At 57.1% G+C, this 1,412-nt stretch carries 1 protein-coding gene; it reads left to right on the top strand.

Annotation, left to right across the window (positions count from 1 at the left end):
* Positions 1-116: 116 nt before the first annotated feature.
* Positions 117-1,136, top strand: coding sequence for an IS110 family RNA-guided transposase (locus tag HV711_RS33190; RefSeq protein WP_082201555.1), 1,020 nt, complete (start codon positions 117-119; stop codon positions 1,134-1,136).
* Positions 1,137-1,412 lie beyond the last annotated feature (276 nt).

The raw sequence follows: 1,412 nt of genomic DNA, 5'->3' as shown, positions 1-1,412 counted from the left end.
CCAATGGAATGAGCGCCTCCCACCCAGCGTCGACACCAAGGAAGGCGGCTCAGAACAATGCGCCGGTCCGAAGTGGAAGATGATGGAGGCTCCCCCAGCCAATTCGGAGAAATAAAGTGATCCTCATTCCCGTTGGTATCGACATTGCAAAGAATGTCATGCAGGTGCATTACGTCGACGCAGAAACCGGTGAGATCGTGAACAAGCCGATCAAACGTGCGCAGTTTCTCGAGTATTTTGCGAACCATGTGCCGTGCCTGATTGGCATGGAAGCATGCGGCGGAGCGCATCACTGGGCAAGAGAGCTTGTAAAGATGGGACATCAGGTCAAGTTGCTACCCGCCGAGTTCGTGAAGGCATTCAATGTCCGCAACAAGAACGATGCGGCGGATGCCCGGGCGATCTGGTTAGCCGTACAACAGCCGAGCAAGCCCGTGGCCGTCAAAACCGAGATGCAGCAGGCCATGCTGGCCTTGCACCGGGCGCGCCAGCAACTGGTTGCATTTCGCACGATGCAGATCAACGGCCTGCGCGGCATGCTGGCGGAGTTCGGAGAGGTGATGGGTAAGAAGCGCGCTGGGATTGTGAGGGCGATACCGGAGGTGCTCGCACGGGTGGCGGAACGGTTGCCCGCCGTGCTAATTGATACCTTGCGAGAACAGTGGAAACGAGTGATGGAGCTCGACGAGCAGATCGGGGGAATCGAGCGCCGGATGCGCGAATGGAAGAAGGATGATCTTGCTGTAAAGGCGATAAGCGAGATACCCGGCGTCGGATTGCTGACGGCCACGGCGACAGTCGCCATGATGGGCGATGCAAAGGCATTCAAATCTGGCCGCGAGTTCGCTGCGTGGCTTGGTCTGGTGCCGAAGCAGACTGGCTCAGGCGGAAGGGTAAAATTGCATGGAATCAGCAAGCGCGGTGATACCTATCTGCGCACACTCCTGATCCACGGCGCGCGTAGCGTGATGACGAACGCCAGGGAGCCTGGTGCATGGCTCGAACAACTGAAGAAGCGGCGGCCCTGGAATGTCGCGATCGTCGCGCTGGCGAACAAGATGGCGCGAACGATCTGGGCAGTGCTGGCTCACGATCAGCCGTACCAGAAAGGACATGTAAGCGTGAAACCGGCATGACCATCGTTACACCAAGGACTAATGTTTATGTAGTGAATCTTGAAAGGTTGCGCAGCGATCGAGTGTGATGACACGACAGGTAGGACCCGGACTCACCAAACCTGAATGACTGACTGAGCCTTGAGCTCGAGTAGCCAGTGAGGCGTGAGTCAGCGGATTTCATAGGGGGCCGCAGCGGTAGTACTGACTGCAACAAGCCCGAATATACATCTGCAACCGTTCTGTCAAAGTTTAAGCACGCGGAGCTTGTGCAAACGGGAGGCGCTCATATACGTC

This window comes from Paraburkholderia phenoliruptrix (assembly GCF_902859825.1).
Lineage (GTDB): Bacteria > Pseudomonadota > Gammaproteobacteria > Burkholderiales > Burkholderiaceae > Paraburkholderia > Paraburkholderia phenoliruptrix.
The sequence above is the reverse complement of the archived record's forward strand: the minus strand, read 5'-3'. Positions and strand labels throughout refer to the sequence as shown.